The following is a 1,097-nucleotide window of genomic DNA, read 5'->3' as shown; positions in this document are numbered from 1 at the left end:
CTATATAAGTTGAACTAAAGAAACAACTGACTAGAACCTGACACAGAGACGGTCAATGATCGTCAAAGGAAATTTCATAATCTCTTCCATGAATTGTTGTACGTTGGTTCGAATTTCGGTGACCGTGTGGTAGAAAACGTTGTTAATCACATCCGATTTAAGCCATTTCCACAACCCTTCGACTGCATTGAGTTGTGGGCTATAGGGAGGCAGAAAAACCAGTTCAAGTCGGTCCTTCATCTCGGTTAGGAACGGTTCCAGTAATTTCGTAATGGTGGATTCGTGCATTATCCAACACCATCACGATTTTGCCTGTTGGATATTCGGCTACGACTTTTTTCAAAAAGCACAAAAAGGTTTCTGCTGTATACTGCTCATCTTCCTGCCATACGATCTTGCCTGTCCCATAGTCGACGATTGCCAGCAGTTTGACGCCGCGATGTTTACCTGTCGTTTGAATGATACGCTGCTTGCCACGAAGAAACCACGTTTTTTGAATGGCTTGGTAATCGCGAATCATGGATTCGTCTTCAAATAATACATGGTCGATTTTTCCCGTCATGTATCTTTTTTTAAATTTGGAAACGTGACTTCCGAAAAAATTCGTTGCTTTTCTTCGTCCGCCGCTGCCAAGGTACAGGTTGGCTTGGTGTAGCTTAGCCCCTGACGGTGCATCATTTTGGAGATGCCACGAAGCGAATACGTCACTCCAAATTCCCGTTGGATAAAGGCTGCCATGATCTCCAGTGTCCAATTGTGCCGCGCTGTAAAGCCTACATCATGCGGACGGAGTTGACGATGGTCTGTTTCAGCTTTTCTTGTTGTTCTTCGGTTAATCGAACCGGGGCGCCTGGCGAATGATTCATTTGCAGACCTGAAAGCCCTCCTGTTTCATAGGCTTGAATGTAACTTTTTACGGTTTTTGCACTTCGGTTGATGGTATGAGCTATTTGCTCTATTTCTGTTCCTTGCAGATACAAATACAGCGTCTGGTATCGTTCGTACATTCGACGTTTTTTGGCTTGCTTCATCGCGATTTGGATCTCTTGGAATGATGTTGAATGTTCCATTGAATTCCCCTGCCTGTCTAAAGTCAT

1 pseudogene is annotated in these 1,097 nt (G+C 44.1%); it reads right to left on the bottom strand.

Annotation, left to right across the window (positions count from 1 at the left end):
- Positions 1-30: 30 nt before the first annotated feature.
- Positions 31-1,070, bottom strand: a pseudogene (locus LCF57_RS04995) (IS630 family transposase).
- Positions 1,071-1,097: the final 27 nt, after the last annotated feature.

It is taken from the genome of Paenibacillus sp. BJ-4 (assembly GCF_020404765.1).
Lineage (GTDB): Bacteria > Bacillota > Bacilli > Paenibacillales > Paenibacillaceae > Paenibacillus.
This window is presented reverse-complemented; position numbering and strand designations above follow the sequence as displayed.